This window comes from Herbaspirillum sp. WKF16 (genome assembly GCF_028993615.1).
Classification (GTDB): Bacteria; Pseudomonadota; Gammaproteobacteria; order Burkholderiales; family Burkholderiaceae_D; genus Herbaspirillum.
The window spans coordinates 1,212,772-1,227,332 of sequence record NZ_CP118632.1 but is presented as its reverse complement, the minus strand read 5'-3'; the positions used below and the strand labels follow the sequence as shown (position 1 = coordinate 1,227,332).

The following is a 14,561-nucleotide window of genomic DNA, read 5'->3' as shown; positions in this document are numbered from 1 at the left end:
CGTCGGTGTCCCTCATCCATACCCGCTTCATCGCCGGCGCCGCCGGCGACTGGCAGATCGAACGCATCGCGCCGGTCAGCGGCGAGCCGCTGGCGCCCGCATCGCGCCTCGCAATAGCCGACGCGCGCCACGCCGCATCGGAGGCCGGCGCAAGCTGGCAACTCCAGGGCATCACCAGCAATACGCGCTACACCACCCGCCAGGAAGCAGACCGGCTCGCCGCCATCCAGCAAGGCCTGGGCCGGCCGCGAGCCACCCGGGCGGCGCTGATCCCGATCCGCAAGAGCGCGCACTGGTGGGCGCTGGCGCAGGACGAGCGCCGCGCCATCATGGAAGAACAATCGCGCCACATCGCCATCGGCTTCGACTACCTGCCGGCGGTGTCGCGCCGCCTGTATCACGCGCGCGAACTGGGCCAGCCCTTCGACTTCCTGACCTGGTTCGAATATGCGCCGGCCGATGCCGCCGCCTTTGAAGAGCTGGTCGCGCGGCTGCGGCAAAGCGCCGAGTGGCGCTTCGTCGAGCGTGAAGTCGATATCCGCCTGGCCAGGCCCGGCAACAATGCAAATGGAGACCCCGCATGAACCTGCTTTCCCTGTGGCCGCGCGCCAGGCGCAAGACCTCGCCCGGCGGCGACGCGCAACGCGACGAGAAACTCCTGTCCAGCCTGTTCCTGCTGGCCTGGGCGGTGGAGGCGCGCGACCCGTATACCGGCGGCCACCTGTGGCGCGTGGCGCGCCTGTCGCGCTTGCTGGCCCAGGCCGCCGGGCTCGATGCCGGGCAGGTCGCGCGCATTGCCATCGGCGCCTTCCTGCACGACCTGGGGAAGATCGGCATTCCCGATGCCGTGCTCGGCAAGAAATCCAAACTGGACGACGCCGAGTACGAGGTGATCAAGACCCATCCGGAAATCGGCCTGCGCATGCTGGCCGGCCATCCGCTGGCGGCGCTGGCCGAGGATGCCGTCCTGCTGCACCACGAGACGCCGGACGGACGCGGCTATCCGTTCGGCAGGCGCGGCGAGGAGATTCCGCTGGTCGCCCGCATCGTCGGCATCTGCGACGCCTTCGACGCCATGACCAGCACCCGTCCCTACCGCGCCGGCATGCCGATCGCGCGGGCCATGGGCATCATCGAAAGCGAACTCGGCCGCCAGTTCGACGCGCGGCTCGGCGCCCTTTTCATCGCCCTGGCCGACAACCCGGAACTGGCGCATATCGTCGGGCACAGCGACGAGGGCATTCCGCTGGAGCGCTGCGGCGCCTGCGGCCCCATCGTCGTGCGCCCGCGCCAGGCGCAAGCCGGCGACACCCTCTACTGCCCCGCCTGCCACAGCGAATACACGATCGCGCCGGCCGGCGGCCTGCTGGCCACCGGCAAGCAAAACACCGCCCGCGCGCTGGCGGCATCGCCCGACACCAGCCTGATCGGCCGGCTGGTCGGCGAGAACCTGACCGCGCTCGGGTAGCAGGCGCATCGTCGCCAGCTTTCGGCGCGAGCCTGGCGCATGCGCGTAGCGACAAAATTGCCGATTCGGCAAGCCCTGCCGCCACGCCGAAAAAACTTCCGCAACCGCATGCTGCAAGGCGGCGATCTGTGCCAGTATCCGCCAGTCGGCCCATCCGGGCCTATCCATCCACGGGGGTTCACATGCGAATGATATTTGCGTTGCTGCTCGTCCTTGCCTCTCTGCTTCCCTTCTCCTCCAGCGCCGCGACCAAGGCGTTCACCTTCCCGGCCGGCTTCAAGACCCAGATGATCGCCACCAACGGTACGCGCCTGCACGTGCGGGTCGGCGGCCACGGCCCGGCGGTGCTGATGCTGCACGGCTACGGCGAAACCGGCGACATGTGGGCGCCGCTGGCGGCCAGGCTGGCCGCCAGCCATACCGTGATCGTGCCGGACCTGCGCGGCATGGGCCTGTCGGATCATCCGGCCGGCGGTTTCGAGAAGAAAAACCAGGCGGTCGACATCGCCGGCGTGCTGGACACGCTCAAGATCGGCAAGGTCGATGTGGTGGCGCATGACATCGGCAACATGGTGGCCTACGCCTTCACGGCGGAACAGCCCGAACGCGTCACGAAACTGGTGCTGATGGATGCGCCGGTGCCCGGCGTCGGTCCGTGGGAAGAAGTGCTGAAGAATCCCCTGCTGTGGCATTTCCGTTTCGGCGGCCCGGACATGGAACGCCTGGTCAAAGGTCGCGAGCGGATTTACCTGGATCGTTTCTGGAATGAGTTCTCGGCCGATCCCAAGCGCTTCGACGAAGCCTCGCGCCGCCACTACGCCAAGTTCTACGCCCTGCCGGGCGCGATGCATTCCGGCTTCGAGCAGTTCCACGCCTTCGACCAGGATGCCATCGACAACCAGGCCTACCTGGCCAAGGGCCCGCTGACCATGCCGGTGCTGGCCGTCGGCGGCGGCAAGTCCTTCGGCACGATGATGGAAACCGTGATCCGTCCCGCGGCAAGCAATGTCCAGGGCGCGGTGATCCCGGACTCCGGCCACTGGCTGATGGAAGAACAGCCGGAAGCGACCATGGCCGTCATCGAGAAATTCCTGCAGTAAGCGTCTCCTTGGCCGGTCCGCCTGATGACAGGCGGACCGGCATCCATGCTCCGCCTTCACCTCACCCCCAGCGTTTCCCCTTGGAAAATCCGATGTATTTTCTGCATCGGGCAGCGCGTGGCGAACGTTGCTTATCGAGCAAACCTGCCGATGTTTGTTGCATCCAGACGGATCTTTGGCAAATAATGACATTCATTCTCATTTAGGCCACTGACCGATGACGCAGTTCCTTGCAGCCCTGCGTCGCCGTGTGGTGATCATCCGTGTCCAATCCTAGCTACCCGATCACTCCTCCCGTGGAGACCCTTTATCGCGACCATCATGGCTGGCTGCAGGGATGGCTGCGCCTGCGACTGGGCGATACGGGCGACGCTGCCGACCTCGCCCAGGAAGCATTCCTGCGCCTGATCGTCAAACCCGCCTCGCGCGGATTCGCCAACTTTGCTGAAACGCGCGCCTATCTGCGCACGATGGCCCAGGGTATGTGCATCAACCTGTGGCGCCGGCGCGAAATCGAGCAGGCCTGGCTCGATACTCTAGCCGCCCAGTCGGCAGATCTCGCCCCCTCGGCCGAGCATCAGGCCATCGTGCTCGAGGCACTGCTGGAAATCAGCAGCATCCTGCTGGAGCTGCCGTCCAAGGCGGCCGCCGCCTTCCTGCTGTCCGCCGTCTGCGACATGACGGCGCAGGAAGTGGCCGACGAGATCGGCGTGTCCACGCGCATGGTGCGCAAGTACGTCTCGCAAGCGATGCTGTGCTGCCTGCGCTCGCATGCCGCGCAGACAACCATCGAACTGGCCGCGCGCGCGTCGGCCTAGTCCCGCATGACAGTTGCGTCCGAACCGGTGCTTCCGGATGCCATCCTCGAGCAGGCGGCCGACTGGTTTGCCTTGTTGATCTCGGGCGAAGCGAATCCGGCCGACCACGCCCGCTGGCGTGCCTGGCTGCAGGCCAGCCCCCTCCACCGCCAAGCCTGGAGCTACGTGGAGGCCGTTAGCCAACGCATGGTGGCACCGGTGCAAGGCACCGCCGATCCCCGCCTGGCGGCCGACAACATTCAGGCCGCCAACGAACGCATCCGGCGTCGGCGACGCTCTCTTTCCGCCCTACTGGTGCTGATGGGCGCCGGCACCGCCGGCTGGCTCGCCTGGCGCCATACGCCGTTGGCCGATGCGGCGCTGGCATGGACGGCCGACTACCACACCGGCGTGGGTGAAATCCGCGAAGTCGCCCTACCCGACGGCACGCACGTGTGGCTCAATACCGCCAGCGCGTTCAACCGCGACTACCGCGCCGACCTGCGCAGGCTTGACCTACTCAAGGGTGAAATCCTGATCGCTACCGCGCACGATGCGGCCCGACCGTTCGTCGTCGATACCCCGGCCGGCCGGCTGCGCGCGCTGGGTACGCGCTTTACCCTCAGGCAAGAGAGCGATGCGGTGCTGCTGGCGGTCTACCAAGGCAGCGTGGAGATTCGTACCGCCGCAAGCGACGCCGTGTCGGTGATCGGCGCAGGACAGCAGGCGCGCTTCCGGCCCGAGGGCATCGAGCCCGTCAGCCGGGTGGACGAGGCACGTCAGGCGTGGAGCCGCGGCAGCCTGGTCGCGGCCGATGTCCCGCTGGGAGAACTGGTTGCGGAGCTGCGCCGCTACACCATGCAGCACATCGGGCTGGATGCCGACGTCGCCGCACGCCGGGTCTTCGGCACCTTCCCCCTCAACGACATCGACAAGAGCCTGGAACTGGTGGCCCATGCCGCCCACCTGCGCATCCGGCGTCCCTTGCCCTGGTGGGCCACCCTCACGGCGGCAAACGGCAGCCAGGCGCAGCCATAACCCCCCTCACCAGCGCCGACGCGCGGAGACGATGTGATGCTTCGCAGCTTCCTGCATCCATTTTTTCAAAAGAAAATTTGTAAAGATGGTTCCGCTTTTTTCCCGCTCGCTTGATTTACCAGGCGAGAGGGAACCATATCATCGAGCGATAGCCACCTGGGCGCCATGAGGCGGGCAGCCAATCCATGTCGGGAAATGAGGAACTCGTCATTCCACCGCTATTTTTGGAGAAGGATCAGCCATGTCCCGCATCAATGCCCCAATGCCGAATCGCCCCCAACCGTCGACCGCAAATCACATCTATTCCAAGCAGCCCAGGTTCAGGCCGATGGTGATGGCCATCCACCTGGCCTTGGCGGGCACCTTGGGCGCCGCCGCGTTCATCCCCACGGTCTATGCCCAGACCGCTGCCGCCGAGCTGCGCCACTACGACATACCGGCCGGCCCGCTGCAAACGGCGCTCAATCGATTCTCTTCTGATGCGGGCATTTTCCTGGCCGGCGACAGCAGCCTGGCCAGGGAAAAAAGCAGTCCCGGCCTCAAGGGCGACTTCACCGTCAGCCAGGCATTGGAGGCACTGCTGGCCGGCACCGGCCTGCAGGCGGTGAAATTGGGCGACGGCGGTTACGGCCTGCGCGCCAGCCCGGAAGCGCAGCGCACGGACGGCGGTTCGCTGCCCGTAGTGGCGGTGTCGGCGCAGCGCGACACCGCCGGCGACATTGCCGCCAAAGGCGCCCTGCCCGCGCCGTATGCGGGCGGCCAAGTGGCCCGCGGCGGCAGGGTCGGCATGCTGGGCAACAAGGACGTTATGGACACGCCGTTCAACACCGTCAGCTACACGTCCGACCTGATCCTCGATCAGCAGGCCAAGTCGGTCTCCGACGTGCTGGCAAACAATCCCTCGGTGCGCATCATCTATCCGGACAACGATGGCTCGACCGACTATTTCGTGCGCGGCAACAAGGTTTCCCAACTCGACATCGGCTATGACGGCCTGTACGGAATAGGCACACCGGGCATCGAATCGCTGGAGCGCATCGACGTGCTAATCGGCGCCAATGCCCTCCTCAACGGCCTGGGCCCCAGCGGCGGCGTCGGTGCGATGATCAACCAGGTGCCGAAAAAAGCGCTGGAAACCCCTCTGACCCGGCTCACCTTCAGCTGGATCTCCGATAGCCAGATCGGCGGCGCGGTCGACCTGAGCCGACGCTTCGGCGCAGACAATCAGTTCGGCATCCGCGTCAACGCCGCATACCGCGACGGCGACCTTCCGGTCGACAGGCAGTCGCGCAAGGTCACCACCGCCACCGTCGCCCTGGACTGGCGCGGTCGCGACGCGCGCATCTCCAGCAACTTCGGCTATCGCGAGAACGACAATCAGTCGCCGGCCCGCACCACCTACCTGCTCACCAATACCTTCCAGATCCCGCCGCCGCCCGCCGACAGCGCCAGAAACTGGCAAAACACCTGGACCTACGACAATTCCAAAACCAGGTTCGCCACCCTGCGCGGCGAATACGACATCTCGCCCGCTGTCACGGCCTACGTCGCGATAGGCGGTTCGAAGATGACGGAAGAGGAGTTGTTCGCCAATACCTTCCTGACCTCGTCCAACGGCGCCATTGCGCGGCGTACCGTGTACTGGCCGCTGTACCGCAACTCCTGGAGCGCAGAAGCGGGCCTGCGCGGAAGCTTGCGCACCGGCGCAGTCAAGCACGGCTGGTCGGTGGTTGCGTCCCAGATCGCCGTCACCAACGGCATCGCGCTCAACGACCTCGGCGTGACCGCCTCCAATATCTACAACCCGGTGTACTTCAACCAGCCCAGTATCGCCGGACTGCGCGACGCCAACAACGTCCACAAGACCGGCGACACCAACCTGACCGGCTTGGCGCTGTCGGACACGCTCTCGGTACTCGACGACAAGCTGCAATGGACCGTCGGCCTGCGCCAGCAGAATGTTGCCACCAAGAGCTACGATGAGGCATCGCAGGCGCTGACCGGGCGCTACGACAAGGGCAGGCTCACCTACGCCACCGGCTTGACGCTGCGTCCGACGAACAATCTGTCGCTGTACACCAACTACATCGAAGGCCTGCAGCCCGGCGCCACCGTCGGCGCCGGCTACACCAATGCCGGCCAGGTGTTCGCGCCTTACGTTTCCCGGCAGTTCGAGATCGGCGCCAAATACGATTTCGGCGGATTCCTCACCACCCTCAATGCCTATCAGATCAGTACGCCCAACGCCCAGGCCAATGGAGCGATCTACACCATCGACGGCAGGCAGCGCACCGAGGGCATCGAGCTCAACACCTACGGCGAGGTGGCCCGCAATGTGCGCCTGCTGGGCGGATTGGTCCTGACCGATGCGCGCCAGGTCAATACCGCCAACGGCGCCAACAACGGCAAGCGCGTGCAAGGTGCGGCGGAGGTGCAAGCCAACCTCGGCGCGGAATGGGATTTCGCGCCGGGCTTCACTGTGAGCGGGCGCACCCTTTATACCGGCCGGGAATACATCGACGCCGGCAACCTGCAAGCCATCCCTGGTTCGATCCGCTATGACGCCGGCCTGCGCTACAAAACGATGATTGGCGGACATCCGACGGCGTTGCGCTTCAATGTCGAGAACCTCACCGACAAGAGCTACTGGGTCGGCGGACAGGGCTTCCTGATCCAGAGCCGTCCGCGCACCTTCTCGCTGTCGGCCAGCGTCGATCTCTAAGCTTGCGGGAGCGAGACTTGGCCTGGTCGATGCAAAAGTGGTACTGGTTGCACAAATGGAGCAGCCTGGCATGCACGCTGTTCCTGCTGGTGGTGTGCATCACCGGGCTGCCGCTGATCTTCATCGACGAGATCAGCGAGCATTGGCGCGGAGATCCGCCGGCGGCCGATATCTCCGACGCCGCGCCGATGGCAAACCTGGATCGCCTGGTGCTGGCCGCGACCGGGCCGCAGGGTGCGTTTCCCGGCCAGACGGTGCGCTGGCTCAGCATCGAGGACGACAAACCGGAGATCTGGTTCGGGCTGGCGCCATCGTATTCGGCGCAGCGCAAGTTGGACCACGTAGTGCGTTTCGATGCGCGCAGCGGCGCCCTGATCAGGGCGCTCAAGTCGGGCGAGCATACCTCCCCGCTCTGGCTGGGCCTGATGTTCAAGCTGCACACCGACTGGTTCGCGGGCATCTTCGGTGAGCTGTTCCTGGCGGGCATGGCCTTGCTGTTCGTGGCGGCGACCGTCTCGGGTGTCGCGCTGTACGGCCCGTTCATGAAGAACCAGCGCTTCGGTGTCCTGCGCGCCGACAAGTCCGCCCGCCTCAAGTGGCTGGATCTGCACAATCTGCTCGGGATCGCCACCGTGACCTGGATGCTGGTGGTCGGACTGACCGGAATCCTGAACCAGCTCTCGACGCCTCTCTATGACATCTGGCGCAACACCGAGATGAACGGCCTGATGGCGGCGCACAAGAATGCTCACGCACCGTCTGGCCTGAGTTCGGTGCAAGACGCCTATCAGACGGCCTTGCAAGCCATGCCGGGCAAATCGGTGCGCAGCATCCGCTTCCCCGATGCTCAATTGGGTAGCCCGCGCCATTATCTGATCTGGACCAAGGGCGACACTCCCCTGACCTCGCGCATCCTGCAACCGCTGCTGGTGGACGCCCAGACCGGACGGTTGGCGGCGATGGCGCGCCTGCCCTGGTACCTAACCGCCCTGCAGGTTTCACGCCCGCTGCACTTCGGTGACTACGGCGGGCTTCCCCTGAAGATCCTGTGGGTGATCCTGGACCTCGCTGCCATCACGATCCTGTGCAGCGGCCTGCTGCTCTGGAATCTGCGGCGCCGCTCGGCCGGCGAACATGCGCATGCGCGCAAGCCGCGCTGAGACACGTCCGCTTGCACCCGACGGCAAGCATGGTTATAGTACGCACGTCGAAAAAGGCAGACTTGGTGTGGTCCAGCCCAGGTCCTTCCGCAAGCGGAAGCTCTGTCCATGCCCTGCCCGTGCATGAGTCCCACGACGAACATCGCGCCCTTGCGGCGCTTTCCGTTCGTCGGCGCGGTTCTCAAGACAACGAACCGTCCTGGTCGAACGACCACATGATCTCGGAGTCTTTATGCACGACACATCCCCCCATGACGTCATCATCGCCGGCGCCGGTCCGGTCGGCCTGTTTCTCGCGTGCGAGCTGCGCCTGGCCGATCTCTCGGTGCTGGTGCTGGAACAAGCGCCGCACCCGGATTCGCCGTTGAAGCGCCTGCCGTTCGGCATGCGCGGCCTGTCCTCGCCTTCCGTCGAAGCCCTGTACCGGCGCGGCCTGCTGGAGGCCGTCGCGGCGCGACAGGCGCAGCGCGATCCCGCTGCCGCCAGCGCCCACTGGAGCCGCCAGCCGCGCGCCGCCGGCGGCCATTTCGCCGGCATGCAGTTCTACCTCGACCGGGTGGATCAAGCGCACTGGCCCTACCGCGTACCCGGACCCTGCGCGCCCCATATGGCCACCGACCTGGCCCATCTCGAAAGCGTCCTCGCCGCGCGCGCGGCCGAACTGGGCGCGGAGATCCGGCGCGGCGTCGCAGTGGAGCAGGTAGAGCAATCCGCGCACGAAGTGCGCGTGCGGACGCGCGACGTCAGCCTGCGCGCGCGCTGGCTGGTGGGCTGCGACGGCGGACGCAGCACCGTGCGCAAATCCTGCGGCTTCGGTTTCACCGGCACCGAGCCTGAGTTCACCGGCTATTCGGCGCAGGTCGAACTGGCCGACCCGGGCCTGCTGGCGCCGGGCCGGCACCACACCGCAACCGGCATGTACACCTACGAGCGCTCGGGCGTTCTGGCCATGGCCGACTTCGACGGCGGCGCCTTCCACCGCAGCGGACCGATCACGCCGCAGCACATCGAATCGGTCTTGCGGCGCGTGTCGGGCGCCGATGCCCGCGTGACCCGGCTGGAACTGGCCGCGACCTGGACCGACCGCGCCTTCCAGGCCACGACCTATCGCCAGGGACGCGTGCTGCTCGCCGGCGACGCCGCCCACGTCCATTCGCCGCTGGGCGGGCAAGGCCTCAATCTCGGCCTGGGCGACGCCATGAACCTGGGCTGGAAGCTGGCGGCCACGGTGCGCGGCGAGGCGCCCGACGGCCTGCTCGACAGCTACTGCGCCGAACGGCATCCGGTGGGCGCGCAGGTGCTCGACTGGTCGCGCGCGCAGGTCGCGCTGATGCGCCCCGGCCCAGGTTCGCGCGCCCTGGCCGCCATCATGCGCGAGCTGATCGAGACCGGCGACGGCACCACCTATTTCGCCGGCCGCATCTGGGGCCTGTCGCTGCGCTACGAGCTCGGCGCCGGACACGACCTGGTCGGCCGCAGCGCCCCCGACGTCGAATTGGCAGACGCCAGCCGCCTGGGCCAACATCTGCGCAACGGCAATGGCCTGCTGCTGGACTTCACAGGCGACGCGCAACTGCAGGCATGGAGCCGTCGCCGGCACGGCCGCATCGCCTACCTGGGCGGCGACGCCGGCATCGGCGCAAAACTCGGCCTCGGCGCCCTGCTGGTGCGCCCGGACGGCATCGTCGCCTGGGCCGGCTCCGGCATCGCCGACCGGGCCGAGCTCCAGCGCGCCGCCTCGCGCTGGTTCGGCGCGGCCTGAGGGCCTCGCCGCCTGCGCCCTCATGCCGTTGTCGCAGGCTTCAGACCGAAATAAGAAAAGCCCTCTGTCGAGGGCCTTTTCCTGTTCCACGTCCCGTCAGGTCAGGTCAGGTCATTGATCAAGCTTTTCGCGCGCATCCTTCAGTTCAGCCTCGGCGTCCTGCACCTTCTTTTCCTGCTGGGCGATTTTCTTGGGCTTGCCCTTGGCCTTGGCTTTTTCCAGGTCGGCCTGGCGCGCGGCGAGCTTTTCCTCTTTCTTTTTCACGTCGGCTTCCCGCTCGCGGCGCAAGCCCTCATCGGTGCAGTTGGACGCCAGCTGTTTCTGCGCGATCTTGAGCTTGGCCTCCTGGGCCTTGTTGCCATGCGCCCGCGCCTGCTCCAGTTGCGTTTGCACGTCGGCTTTTTTCGCCGCGCATCCCGTCAGGCCGGCGCTCTGCGCGGATGCGCAGGCGGCGGCCGTGCCGAGGATCATGGCCAGCGCGCAAGAAGAAATTTTATGCATCGGCCGCTCCAGTTGTGAAATGCGGATGAACTATCGTCGGATCAAGCCTGATTGGCCCACGCCAACTATAGCGTCTTCTGCCGCCGGCCGGGGATCCGTTTGCATACCGGACCCAGGCCTGGCGCGCAGTCCCTCGGCGGCTACTTCCTGGCCTTGGCCGGCTTGGCGCCCTTGGCAGGCTTGCCCGTCCGCGCTGCCTTCGCCTTGCCGCCGCCCTTCTCCTGCTCGAACAAGACGAAGTACTCGGACGCCATCTTCCTGATGGCGCGGCCGATGTTGGCATAGTCGTACTCGTTGAGATTGGCCAGCGACACCCGGCCTGAAGGATGGGCCGCGCCGAAGCCCCGGCCGGGGAGCAGGATGACGCCGGTTTCCTCCGCCAGGCGGAACAGCGCCTCATTGGGCTTGAGGCGCTTGAGCAGCCATTTGGAAAAATCCTCGCCGTGCATCTGGGCGGCCAGCGACTCCAGGTCGAGCAGGTGATAGTAGCGCACCGAATTGGCGTCGTAAGGCATGGGCAGGCCGAGCTCGCGGTACAGGGCCTCCTTGCGGCGCAGGACGATGCGCTTCATCTCGGCCTTGTAGCTGCCGGCTTCGTCCATCAGCGAGAACAGCGAGAACAGGCTCATCTGCGCTTGGATCGGCGTCGACAATCCGGCCGTATGGTTGAGCGCGACGGTGCGGCTGTCGGCCACCAGGCGGTCGATGAACTTGATCGAACGCGGCGCGGTGGTGATGGAGCTGTAGCGCTCGTCGAGCTGGAGCGCGGTCTTCTCCGGCAGCCTGCCAATCAGTTCGTCGATGACGTTGTTCTTGTGCGTGGCGACCACACCCATGCGCCAGCCGGTGGCGCCGAAGTACTTGGAGAACGAATACACCAGGATGGTGTTGTACGGGCAGATCGCGAACAGCGAGGTGAAGTTGTCGGCGAAGGTGGCGTAGACATCGTCGGTGAGGATGATCAGGTCCGGCCGTTTCTTGACGATCTCGGCGATGTAGGCCAGGGTCTTGTCGTCGATCTTGACCGAGGGCGGATTGCTCGGGTTGACGAGGAAGAAGGCCTTGACCTTGGGGTCGAACAGCTTGTCGAGCTCCTTCTTGGTGTATTGCCAGTTGTTGGATTGCGGCGCGTCGATGGCCAGTTCGACGAGATTGAATTCGGCCAGGTGCGGGATCTCGATATAGGGCGTGAAGATCGGCATGCCCAGGGCGATCGTGTCGCCTTCCTTGATGACATGGTTGGCCTTGAGGCTGGCGAACAGGTAGGTCATGGCGGCGGTTCCGCCCTCGACCGCGTACATGTCGAAATGGCCGACGAAGGGATAGGTGCCGATCATCTCCTTGTGCAGATAGTTGCCGACGATGCGCTCGGTCATGCGCAGCATGCGGTCCGGCACCGGATAGTTGCAGCCGAGGATGGCTTCGCACATCTCGTAGATGAAGTCGCCCGCCGACATCCCCAGCTGGTCGCGCACATAGGAAACGGCGGCCTCGATGAAGCGCACGCCGGGCACGCCGGCATTGTTCTTGGCAAACAGCTCGAAGCGGGCCTCGATGCCGTCGCGCTGCGGGAAACCGCCGACGCCGTCCATGTAGACATAGGAGCGCTCGGCTTCGCTCATCGCAAACAGGCCGAACTGGAAGAAGCCGTGGCGCGGCTTGGTGGCCAGGAAATTGGGATTGCCGCGGCCGGCATTGAGCATCAGTTTGTTGCCCTTGAGCGCGGTCTGTATCAGGGCGTCCTTGAGTTCGAAGGGGCTTAACAGGGCAAGCTTCTCTGGGTCGCTGAAATCCATGGTGCTACTCCTTTATTGAAAACAATGCCCTGTGCCAGCGGCGAAGAAATCCAGGTTGAACCGCACGCGCCCGGCCGTTAGACCAGCGCCACGATCAGCGGCCCCAGCAAGGTCAGGAAGACATTGGCCAGGGCATAGGTGATGGCGAAGGGAACGGTGGGAATCGAGTTCTCGGCCTTGTCGAGCACTTCGCCGAAGGCCGGGTTGGCGCTGCGCGAGCCGGTCAGCGCGCCGGCGAACACGGCCGTGTTGTCGTAGCGCAGGATGTAGCGGCCGAACAGCATGGTGAGCAGCAGCGGCAGCACGGTCACCACCACGCCGACCCCGAACAGGGTCAGGCCTTGCTCCCTCACGGTCTGCACCGCCTGCAGACCGGACGACAGGCCGACCACCACCACGAAGCCGGCCAGTCCGAGATCCTTCAGGATCTGCACGGCGCCGCCGGGCATGGCGCCGAAGGTCTGGCGCTTGGCGCGCAGCCAGCCGAACAGCAGGCCCGACAGCAAGGCGCCGCCGCCGCTGCCCAGCGTCAGCGGGATGGCGCCGATGCGCGCAGTCAGCAGGCCGACCAGCAAGCCCACCACCAGGCCGGCGCCGAGATAGACGAAGTCGGTCTTGGCGCTGGGCACGATCACGTAGCCGATCAGCGAAGAGACGCGCTTGACGTCCTGCTCCGAACCGAAGACGGAGACCACGTCGCCGACCTGGACCACCGTCTTCTCCTGCAACGGCAAGACCTTCCCCATGCGCACCAGCTGCACGACATAAATGCCATGGCGCACCTGCAGGCTCGTGTTGGCGCGAATGTCGCCGACCGTGCGGTTGTGATACTCCTTGTTGGACAGCACGACGTCGCGGCGCTCCATCGTCAGCTCCATGCCCTCGACGCCATACAGCTCCTTGCTGAACACCGGCACCACATCGACCATCGCCTGGCGGCGGCCGACGGCCAGCACGATGTCGCCGGCTTGCAGCGGCAACTCGGGGGCGACTTCGATGATCTTGCCGCCGCGCTTGACGCGCTCGATGGTGATGCCGTGGGCCGCATGCTCCCGCTCCAGCTGGCCGATGGTGAGATCGGCATGGTCGCCGAGCTGGTAGATGCGGCCGACCAGCTCCGGCGCGGCGGCCTGCTGGCCGGGCGCCAGGACTTGCACGCCCTGCTGCATGGCCGCCTCGGCGCGCACGGCGTCTTCCTTGATGCTGCGTCCCATCAGCCGGGGCAGCAGGTTGACGCACACCAGGATGGCGCCGAACGAGCCGAAGACATAGGTCACCGCATAGCCGACGGCGACATTGCCCTGCAGGCGCTTGACCTCATCGGCTGCCAGCCCGAGCTTGGTGATGGCATCGCCCGCCGTGCCGATGATGGCGGACTGGGTCAGGCCGCCTGCGGCAACGCCTGCGGCCAGCCCCTTGTCGAGGCCGAACAGCTTTGCCATGACGACCACCGTCGCCAGCCCGCTGGCGGCGAGCACAGCGGCAAGGATGATTTCGCGGATGGATTGCTTGCCCAGGGAATTGAAGAACTGGGGGCCGCTCTCATAGCCGACGGCATAAATGAAGAGCGCAAAAAGCACCGACTTGACGCCGGGATCGACGCTCACGCCCACCTGGCTCACCAGCACGGCCACCAGCAGCGAACCCGCGACACCGCCGAGCTGGAATTTTCCGAACTGGATCTTGCCGATGTAGTAGCCGGCCGCCAGCGACAGGAACAGCGCAATCTCCGGAGATCGGGCGAACAACTGGTGTAGCCATTGCATGATTACCACCTTTCAGTACAAGGAAAATGTTGATCCGTCGTTGCCCGAGGCAAGCGGCGATGGCGCATGCACGGCGTCCAGGCGCATGCGTCTGGCGTTCAGGTTGGAGAAGGACTGCGGCCCGCCGGCGAAGCCGGGCGCGAAGATGAACAGCGCAAGGAAGACTGTCTTGGGATGAGGGCTGAGGGACGAGCGACGCGCCCGCTTGCCCGATCGCCGGCGCGCCGCACACGCCACGCACGCCGCCGGGCCGGACCCGGTTTTCCCCACGCCGTGGCCGATGGCCCATGACGCGAAGAGAGCAACTTCTGGAATTGCCGTCGACGGAACGGCAACAGCATTAAGCATAGAGGCCCCATGACGAGGAGTTGATCACGCGATGCCGGCGCTGGCGCGCCGGGTATCGATGCTTCTATTTGCTAGGGGCTGAAAGTTGAGACCGCTGACTGAG

11 protein-coding genes are annotated in these 14,561 nt (G+C 65.8%); 8 read left to right on the top strand and 3 right to left on the bottom strand.

What is annotated here, in order from left to right; genetic code table 11:
- Positions 1–5: 5 nt before the first annotated feature.
- From Herbaro_RS05485 to Herbaro_RS05450, 8 genes are all read left to right on the top strand, one after another.
- Positions 6–584 (top strand): chlorite dismutase family protein, encoded by a 579-nt coding sequence (locus Herbaro_RS05485; RefSeq protein WP_275012823.1) that lies wholly within the window; start codon positions 6–8, stop codon positions 582–584.
- The gene (locus tag Herbaro_RS05480; protein WP_275012822.1) at positions 581–1,468 is read left to right on the top strand and encodes an HD-GYP domain-containing protein; all 888 of its coding nucleotides are present in this window, start codon (positions 581–583) and stop codon (positions 1,466–1,468) included. The genes Herbaro_RS05485 and Herbaro_RS05480 overlap by 4 nt, the downstream gene beginning before the upstream one ends.
- A 182-nt stretch (positions 1,469–1,650) precedes the next feature.
- A complete protein-coding gene (locus tag Herbaro_RS05475) occupies positions 1,651–2,568 on the top strand; it encodes an alpha/beta fold hydrolase (RefSeq protein WP_275012821.1) in 918 nt (305 codons plus the stop codon).
- A gap of 263 nt (positions 2,569–2,831) precedes the next feature.
- Complete coding sequence (locus tag Herbaro_RS05470) at positions 2,832–3,386, top strand: sigma-70 family RNA polymerase sigma factor (RefSeq protein WP_275012820.1); 555 nt, start codon at positions 2,832–2,834, stop codon at positions 3,384–3,386.
- A 6-nt stretch (positions 3,387–3,392) separates the two neighbouring features.
- Positions 3,393–4,403: a FecR domain-containing protein gene (locus Herbaro_RS05465; RefSeq protein WP_275012819.1), complete on the top strand. Its 1,011-nt coding sequence runs from the start codon at positions 3,393–3,395 to the stop codon at positions 4,401–4,403.
- A gap of 241 nt (positions 4,404–4,644) precedes the next feature.
- Complete coding sequence (locus Herbaro_RS05460; protein WP_275012818.1) at positions 4,645–7,125, top strand: TonB-dependent receptor; 2,481 nt, start codon at positions 4,645–4,647, stop codon at positions 7,123–7,125.
- A gap of 29 nt (positions 7,126–7,154) precedes the next feature.
- Positions 7,155–8,285: a PepSY-associated TM helix domain-containing protein gene (locus tag Herbaro_RS05455; RefSeq protein ID WP_275012817.1), complete on the top strand. Its 1,131-nt coding sequence runs from the start codon at positions 7,155–7,157 to the stop codon at positions 8,283–8,285.
- Between the two features lie 232 nt (positions 8,286–8,517).
- A complete protein-coding gene (locus tag Herbaro_RS05450) occupies positions 8,518–10,047 on the top strand; it encodes an FAD-dependent monooxygenase (RefSeq protein WP_275012816.1) in 1,530 nt (509 codons plus the stop codon).
- A 111-nt stretch (positions 10,048–10,158) separates the two neighbouring features.
- Here the strand turns inward: Herbaro_RS05450 and Herbaro_RS05445 are convergent, their stop codons facing one another.
- The 3 genes from Herbaro_RS05445 to aspT all read right to left on the bottom strand — a co-directional run bounded on the left by Herbaro_RS05445 (position 10,159) and on the right by aspT (position 14,110).
- A complete protein-coding gene (locus Herbaro_RS05445) occupies positions 10,159–10,548 on the bottom strand; it encodes a DUF1090 family protein (protein WP_275012815.1) in 390 nt (129 codons plus the stop codon).
- A gap of 140 nt (positions 10,549–10,688) precedes the next feature.
- Positions 10,689–12,344 carry a bifunctional aspartate transaminase/aspartate 4-decarboxylase gene (locus Herbaro_RS05440; protein WP_275012814.1) on the bottom strand — a complete coding sequence of 552 codons (1,656 nt, stop codon included), beginning with the start codon at positions 12,342–12,344 and terminating at the stop codon, positions 10,689–10,691.
- Between the two features lie 77 nt (positions 12,345–12,421).
- Complete coding sequence (gene aspT, locus Herbaro_RS05435) at positions 12,422–14,110, bottom strand: aspartate-alanine antiporter (protein ID WP_275012813.1); 1,689 nt, start codon at positions 14,108–14,110, stop codon at positions 12,422–12,424.
- Between the last annotated feature and the right edge of the window lie 451 nt (positions 14,111–14,561).

Bases quoted from the DNA above. Each gene is read 5' to 3' on its own strand.
- Herbaro_RS05460 (WP_275012818.1), top strand. From the start codon at position 4,645: ATGTCCCGCATCAATGCCCCAATGCCGAATCGCCCCCAACCGTCGACC.
- Herbaro_RS05450 (WP_275012816.1), top strand. From the start codon at position 8,518: ATGCACGACACATCCCCCCATGACGTCATCATCGCCGGCGCCGGTCCG.
- Herbaro_RS05455 (WP_275012817.1), top strand. From the start codon at position 7,155: ATGCAAAAGTGGTACTGGTTGCACAAATGGAGCAGCCTGGCATGCACG.
- Herbaro_RS05440 (WP_275012814.1), bottom strand. From the start codon at position 12,344: ATGGATTTCAGCGACCCAGAGAAGCTTGCCCTGTTAAGCCCCTTCGAA.
- Herbaro_RS05465 (WP_275012819.1), top strand. From the start codon at position 3,393: ATGACAGTTGCGTCCGAACCGGTGCTTCCGGATGCCATCCTCGAGCAG.
- Herbaro_RS05445 (WP_275012815.1), bottom strand. From the start codon at position 10,548: ATGCATAAAATTTCTTCTTGCGCGCTGGCCATGATCCTCGGCACGGCC.
- Herbaro_RS05475 (WP_275012821.1), top strand. From the start codon at position 1,651: ATGCGAATGATATTTGCGTTGCTGCTCGTCCTTGCCTCTCTGCTTCCC.
- Herbaro_RS05480 (WP_275012822.1), top strand. From the start codon at position 581: ATGAACCTGCTTTCCCTGTGGCCGCGCGCCAGGCGCAAGACCTCGCCC.
- aspT (WP_275012813.1), bottom strand. From the start codon at position 14,110: ATGCAATGGCTACACCAGTTGTTCGCCCGATCTCCGGAGATTGCGCTG.